This is a genomic window from Parendozoicomonas verongulae (assembly GCF_009711465.1).
Taxonomy (GTDB): domain Bacteria; phylum Pseudomonadota; class Gammaproteobacteria; order Pseudomonadales; family Endozoicomonadaceae; genus Sansalvadorimonas; species Sansalvadorimonas verongulae.
Genome location: NZ_SMME01000707.1, coordinates 1 through 6,199 on the forward strand (window position 1 = coordinate 1; position 6,199 = coordinate 6,199).

Below are 6,199 nucleotides of genomic sequence, written 5' to 3' on the forward strand. Positions count from 1 at the left end.
TAAATAACTATTATCCCTGAGGCGAGTGCGCCCACTACCACGAAAACAGTTTCAATCATAGGGATTCTATCGGCGGGAGCTGCCAGTCACTGACAAACATATTTGGTATAGACTGTCTTGATCTATATAAATAATGCAATATTATAACATCCCCAAATTATCTAACTCTAAGGTGTCCCAATCTCACCATGCTGTACTCCCGCGGCCTCCGCTTTTTAGCCAAATCATTATTATCCTGTTTAGTGCTTGTGTCTTCGGTGGCAATGGCCGCAGAACCTAAAGTAGTAGTGAGCATCAAGCCCCTTGAGCTGATCGCCTCTGCTATCACAGACGGTGTGACCACCCCTGAGCTTCTGCTGCAACCCGGCACATCTCCCCATAACTACAGCCTGAAACCTTCCGATATCCAGAAGCTTGCTTCTGCCAATGTCGTGTTCTGGATAGGTGAAGACCTGGAGGGTTTTCTGGAAGCTCCCCTGCAGCATTACGCCTCTGATGCCAAGAGCATTGAGCTGATGCACGCGCCTGACATGAAAATCCAGCGTTTCAGCAGTGCCAAAGCCGATGATCATGAGGACCATGACCACGCCTCCCATGCTGCTCATATTGAGTCAGACCATGGAGGCCATCACCACCACGGTATTTACGACCCACACGTATGGCTCTCCCCTGACAACGCCATCGCCATGGCTGCGGCTATGACTCAGACTCTGTCTGAAATAGATAAAGACAATGCCGACGTGTACAAGGCTAACTACAGTCACTTTGCGGAGATAGTGAAAAAAGCTGACGCCACAAACAAAAACCTACTGAGCGATCTGCACGATAAAGGCTTTTTCGTATTCCACGATGGCTGGGGCTACTTCACCCACCACTACGATCTGAAAGTACTGGACGTGTTCACTCTCAGCCCAGAGCAGCAACCCGGCGCCCGCCACATGCTGCAACTGCGCAACAAACTGAAAGATGCTGGACAAACCTGTGTGTTCCGCGAACCCCAGTTCCATCCAGCCTACTTGGCTACTATGGTTGATAAACTGCCCGTTAAAGTGGATGTGATTGACCCTCTGGCCTCTGAAGTCCTTGTACAGCCCCGCTCCTACCCTGAGTATCTGACGCAGCTGTCCACCACTATTCAAGGTTGCCTCACCTTAAGCCACAGCTAACCGTAACAGGCTTCTGCGCGGGGCTTATTTCCCCGCGCACTTTGCCGATGATCTATAGAAGCTGGTTCACTCTGGCTCACTTACTATAGGGATTCGGCAGGCCATGGGCTTTTCCACTCGCACACTCATCATTACATGCCTGACTCTTGTGTTCGCAGGCTGCATGCACTTTCCCAGTTGGCCGCCAGCCTCCGAGGAGGCGCTGCAGGCGACTGTAATTTACCGCACTCTGCGGGATGAACAGCGCATAGCCACAATCACTTTTTATCGAAACAGCCCGACAAAAGTCATCAGCGACCAGGTTCTGGATAAAAACAAAAACATCGAGCTTCCTCAAACAGACCGTTCTCTCACCCCCCTCAGTTACAGGTTCGATGGGATTTATGCTGAATCCAAAACAGAGCAACCTACCCGCTTGGTATCTGGAAAAAACCTGACCGATCCGGTTTTGGTCATTACGCCAGATCCTCACCTGCATATTCTCAGTTATATTGGCCTGCAAGGGCGAAAACCAGTGCTCAAACTGCGAACTATTTACAAAGGACATGTGTCAGAAAAAGGCTCTGTACTGCCTCTTTCTGCAAGTGTGGATAGCTACATAATCAGCGACTTCATCCGACAGGAGGCCCTATGAGCGCACCAAGAGGAAGTCAGGGCAGTATCGGGCCTGTGAATATTTCTCAACCCTCTGAAACACAGTCCCAGAAAGATACAAAGCAGGGCAGTTCACAGCGTTCAGTCTCCCAGGCCCAGCCATCCCAAGATCATTCTGTAAGTCAGGGACAGGGCGGTGAGAACAACTCTGCAAACGACACAAAGGATGTTAGCCAAAGACAAACTCAACCCACCAGGCAACCACAAACTGAAGCTGAAATGAGGCTTGAGAATGCCAAAGGGCAGCTGACAAACGTTATGTCCAAGCTCTGGCTGAGGGATCAGTTACAAATAACCCGGGAGCTGGCCTCACTCACACCTGAGCAGGCAGACATTCTGGCCAACAAACTACAGATTGTGATTAAAATTCAAATGCCAGACAGTGATGAGGTTGTGCAGCTTATTCCCCGCCTGGAGGGTAAAGGAGGGGTTGGACGTGATCATGAGCCAGAGGGTTACAGGTTTCTGAGCACCCATTGTGAAGCCCTCTATAACCGCCTGAATGCCCACGCAAAACCCAGCGATATCTATGATCAGTACGTTGTTTACAGAAACGAAGTTTTTAAATGGGGGCGTGAAGTTGCGACCGCAAAAGGAGAGTTATTCGATTATGAAAGAGATGTGTATGTAAAAATGGTGGTATCTGCATTTAATCATGAAACGACTGAAAAAGGTGTGAGTTTCAAGTTTTTCCGAGGAGGGCCGGATACCAGTCAATACAAAGATCCCGGTGATCTCAGTACCCCTCCTCTCCAAAAGAAGAAGAAAAAGAAAAGCAAGAAGAACAAGCAGCCTCAGCTGGAGTTCCGCATCAATGCCGATGAGGATGAAATCAGAAAGCATGCCGGGTCTATCAGTGATGCAGAAAGCCAGGCCAGCAATGGCAGCAGTAGTTATCACACCTCCCCCGAGGCCAATAGCCAAAACAACAATGGCCAGAGTAATTAACGGTACCTGAGTGGAAAACCTCCGCTCAGGTGCATACTATTCCCCCTAATAACAAAATACATATTTATAATGGGGGAGTAATGTATGGCTATTTTCAAGGAACACATTCGCCAGATGGGCGCATACAAGCCCCCCCTTGAAGGCCGCAATCCTCACAGTAACCTACTTCTGGATTTCAATGAGCGCACACTCCCTGTTAGCCAACCCATCATTAAGGCGCTGACAGATTACATCCATAGCGGCTGCATGCAGACCTACCCCAGCTATGGTGATATCACCCAAAGATTGGCTTGCTATTGTAGTGTTGATGAAAATCAGGTGATGATCACTAATGGGTCGGATCAAGGTATCGATCTGATTTTTCGAGCATCCTGTAAAGCAGGGGATGAAGCCATTATTCCCGCCCCCACTTTTGCCATGTATCAACAATGTGCGCAAGTTGAGAATCTCACCATAGTTGAGCCGTTTTATACTCAGAATGGTGGCTTCCCAACAGAAAGTGTAATTAACGCAATCAACGAGAAAACCCGCATTATCGTGATTGCGAGTCCCAATAACCCCTGTGGCACCCCGGTATCGAAAGAGGACATCCTGCGTATTGCAGCCGCAGCCCCCTTCAGCACAGTTCTGGTTGATGAATGTTATTACGAGTACACCAAATTCACCGTTGCCAACGAACTTAATCAATACCCCAACATTGTGATTACCCGCACCTTCTCAAAAACCTGGGGTCTGCCATCCATTCGCTTTGGCTATATCCTCTCTGCTGCTGAAAATATTCCTCCACTGCTCAATATTCGTGGCCCTTACGATATCAATCATTTAGCAGTCGTTGCGGCTCAGGCGGCTTTGGATAATCCGGAGTACACAACACAGTATGTTGATGAGGTGATGACGGTATCCAAGCCCTTGTTTGAGGCGTGGTTGCAGGATAACGTCATCGACTTTTGGCGCAGCTGCACCAATTACATCTGGATCTTCCCGGAGAACCCGGAAACAATGAACAACACGCTGATAAAAGCGGGCATTCTTGTACGCCCAAAGAGCGATCGCGAAGGACGCCAAGGGCTAAGAATCACCCTTGGCACCAGAGAGCAGACGGAACGCCTTATCGCAGTATTGGATAGTGTTTAGTCACTCGCCATCCGGGAAGAGAAATATCCGGATTCGGCGGCAAAGGACACGGAGAAGGAATCAGGGCAGCTATAACTGCGACCAGAATTTGAGGGCTACACCTGTAAGAAAATATTTTTGCATACTTCAAGCTCTCCTACATTGTTATTCCTTGTTATAAGCTCTCTTGCCCCATCAACATACCACCCAAAAAGATTCCCAGAAAGAGCATGATCACCATCCCCGCTGGCAGAAGCACACCAAGGATAGTGACTATCGACTTCATCCGCTCCTCCTGATCCCGACGGTTCCAGTGCTGGATACTGATCGTTCGATCATCATCCAACTCAGTCGCCAGCCCACAGCTGCGACAATTCACCTGCCACAAAACATCATCGGCAACAGGAAACTCAATCACTTCCGCATCCCCCCGGCAGGAAGGGCAACGTTTTAATATGTGTGTTGTCATTCTCTAAGAATAGCGGGACTGAGAATGTTGGCATAAGCTCCAACAACTCTCATTTGGAGAGTAAAAATATGCGAAAGGTATTCCTGCTTTTCCTGCGTGCGCATATTTGGCTGGCAGCGTGCAAGCAGAGGACATAGTCAGCAAAGCCGATGAGAGGGTTCACCCTTAAAAGCTGCGGCCTGCTTATCGGCAAAACCGCAGTTTATTGTAAGCAGCCAGAGAAGCACCTGTTTTACGACAACTACAACCTGACTTCACGCGAGCACCGCCCGGAGAGTACTACTCTGCAGCTTCCCGCCAACTCTCTGAGAAGGCCAACGATGCTGTACTGAAGGGTTGATCATCGTACTTACACGGCCAGATCTGCCCAGCAGCATGCTCCCCGTTCAAAGTAAGCCATGCTTCACGTGCAGGTAACATAACAACACTGACACCGTACTTTCGCTCAGGCAATTGGCTTGGCTGGTCGTGTACCATAAGCATCGGATCGATAAAGTTACTCCAAGTTAAAACAACCTCATCTGTCGCGCTTTTTACTTTCTGGATCCACTGGCTTTGCGTATCTCCCTCTTGTGAAAACTCAGCATGAATAACATCAATATCATCACTTGAGGTTTCTGGGTTCAACATACCCTGCACGGTTGTTTGCAGCCAGCGCACCATGGCCAGGTTATCGGAATAAATACGCCAGTTGTTGTCGGTCAATTCGCTCTTGATAAACAGTGCATGACCCGCCCCTTCGGGGGAGTAGTTGATTGTCCACAGGCTCGCATCGGTCGAGAGTGGTTCACCGTTTCCATGACTCAGGCGAATAAAGGGGTTTTCCCCATTTAAAAGAATCTTACCAGGGGTAATTGGTGGAAATGCTGGTCCAGATTCACTGGTCATATCGTAATTAGCTGTCATTGCTTTTCCTCTATATACTTTTGGCAGGTAAGCTCCCTGAATTTTTTATTCTTCACAGCCTCTCCCTCTTAACCCCAAGAGAGACCATGAAGTTTTTATATATCAAAAAGTGATCAATAGCCGGATCAGTTAAAGAGCAAAGCCGCCATCAACAGAAATAACCTGGCCGGTTACCCATGATGCCGTAGGCTCGGCTAACTGAACAATCCAGTGGCTTATATCCTCAGGAACACCGCGGCGCTGCAGCGGCGTTCCAGCTGTTTCCTGCTCTTCCACCTGCGCAGCCTGTTCTTCCGTCAGCCCCATCATACCAGTTAAAGCACCTGAGTAAGTTGGTCCAGGAGCAATAGCATTAACACGAATCTCAGGGGCCAGTTCCAGCGCCCAGGATTTGGTGAGGTAATCCAGAGCTGCTTTACTGGCTCCGTAATGGCCAATCATCTTAGCAGGCATCTGCCCGATAACGCTGGAAACATTGATAATTGTTCCCTTTGTCTTTTTAAGATGAGGAATGCTTGCGGCTGCCAGCAGGCTGCTACCAACAACATTCACAGACAGAACATTGTTGATTTGCTCTAAAGTAACATCTTCGAGTAGTGCTGTAGCACCCGCTCCCGCATTGTTAACCAGTACGTCCAGCTTTCCCCATTTAGCAATCGCGGTATCCATAATCAGCTCGGCGCTGGAAGGGTCACCGCTATCAGCAACGAGGATAGAAATATTTTCGTGCAAGGAAGCCACACTTTTCAGTGCCTCTTCCCGGCGACCCGTTATCAGAACCTGTGCACCCTTTTGGGCAAACTCCAAAGCTGTTGATTTACCGATACCACTGCTGCCACCGGTAATAATGACTGTTTTTCCTTCCATTTCAACTCTCTCAAGTAAACCAAAAAACCAGACTTAACCTTCAGAGAGTGGGCGCAGGTAGATAGCTTCACGCAGC

General features: G+C 48.8%; 7 protein-coding genes. 4 read left to right on the plus strand and 3 right to left on the minus strand.

Annotated features, from left to right (window positions below):
• Nucleotides 1–188 precede the first annotated feature (188 nt).
• From znuA to E1189_RS03405, 4 genes are all read left to right on the plus strand, one after another.
• Nucleotides 189–1,166: a zinc ABC transporter substrate-binding protein ZnuA gene (gene znuA, locus E1189_RS03390; RefSeq protein WP_155158633.1), complete on the plus strand. Its 978-nt coding sequence runs from the start codon at nucleotides 189–191 to the stop codon at nucleotides 1,164–1,166.
• 103 nt (nucleotides 1,167–1,269) lie between these two features.
• Nucleotides 1,270–1,800 (plus strand): hypothetical protein, encoded by a 531-nt coding sequence (locus E1189_RS03395; protein ID WP_155158634.1) that lies wholly within the window; start codon nucleotides 1,270–1,272, stop codon nucleotides 1,798–1,800.
• The gene (locus tag E1189_RS03400) at nucleotides 1,797–2,768 is read left to right on the plus strand and encodes a hypothetical protein (protein ID WP_155158635.1); all 972 of its coding nucleotides are present in this window, start codon (nucleotides 1,797–1,799) and stop codon (nucleotides 2,766–2,768) included. The genes E1189_RS03395 and E1189_RS03400 overlap by 4 nt, the downstream gene beginning before the upstream one ends.
• An 84-nt stretch (nucleotides 2,769–2,852) precedes the next feature.
• The gene (locus tag E1189_RS03405) at nucleotides 2,853–3,902 is read left to right on the plus strand and encodes a pyridoxal phosphate-dependent aminotransferase (protein ID WP_155158636.1); all 1,050 of its coding nucleotides are present in this window, start codon (nucleotides 2,853–2,855) and stop codon (nucleotides 3,900–3,902) included.
• A 154-nt stretch (nucleotides 3,903–4,056) separates the two neighbouring features.
• Here the strand turns inward: E1189_RS03405 and E1189_RS03410 are convergent, their stop codons facing one another.
• From E1189_RS03410 to E1189_RS03420, 3 genes are all read right to left on the minus strand, one after another.
• A complete protein-coding gene (locus tag E1189_RS03410) occupies nucleotides 4,057–4,350 on the minus strand; it encodes a Lar family restriction alleviation protein (RefSeq protein ID WP_155158640.1) in 294 nt (97 codons plus the stop codon).
• Between the two features lie 279 nt (nucleotides 4,351–4,629).
• Entirely contained in the window at nucleotides 4,630–5,256 is a 627-nt protein-coding gene (locus E1189_RS03415) for a hypothetical protein (protein ID WP_230460112.1), read from the minus strand.
• Nucleotides 5,257–5,385: 129 nt separating this feature from the next.
• On the minus strand, nucleotides 5,386–6,123 hold the full coding sequence (locus E1189_RS03420; RefSeq protein ID WP_155158643.1) for an SDR family NAD(P)-dependent oxidoreductase: 738 nt from the start codon (nucleotides 6,121–6,123) through the stop codon (nucleotides 5,386–5,388).
• Nucleotides 6,124–6,199 lie beyond the last annotated feature (76 nt).

Excerpts from the sequence above, each read along its gene's own strand:
- znuA (WP_155158633.1), top strand. The coding sequence starts at position 189 with ATGCTGTACTCCCGCGGCCTCCGCTTTTTAGCCAAATCATTATTATCC.
- E1189_RS03405 (WP_155158636.1), top strand. The coding sequence starts at position 2,853 with ATGGCTATTTTCAAGGAACACATTCGCCAGATGGGCGCATACAAGCCC.
- E1189_RS03400 (WP_155158635.1), top strand. The coding sequence starts at position 1,797 with ATGAGCGCACCAAGAGGAAGTCAGGGCAGTATCGGGCCTGTGAATATT.
- E1189_RS03420 (WP_155158643.1), bottom strand. The coding sequence starts at position 6,123 with ATGGAAGGAAAAACAGTCATTATTACCGGTGGCAGCAGTGGTATCGGT.
- E1189_RS03410 (WP_155158640.1), bottom strand. The coding sequence starts at position 4,350 with ATGACAACACACATATTAAAACGTTGCCCTTCCTGCCGGGGGGATGCG.
- E1189_RS03415 (WP_230460112.1), bottom strand. The coding sequence starts at position 5,256 with ATGACAGCTAATTACGATATGACCAGTGAATCTGGACCAGCATTTCCA.
- E1189_RS03395 (WP_155158634.1), top strand. The coding sequence starts at position 1,270 with ATGGGCTTTTCCACTCGCACACTCATCATTACATGCCTGACTCTTGTG.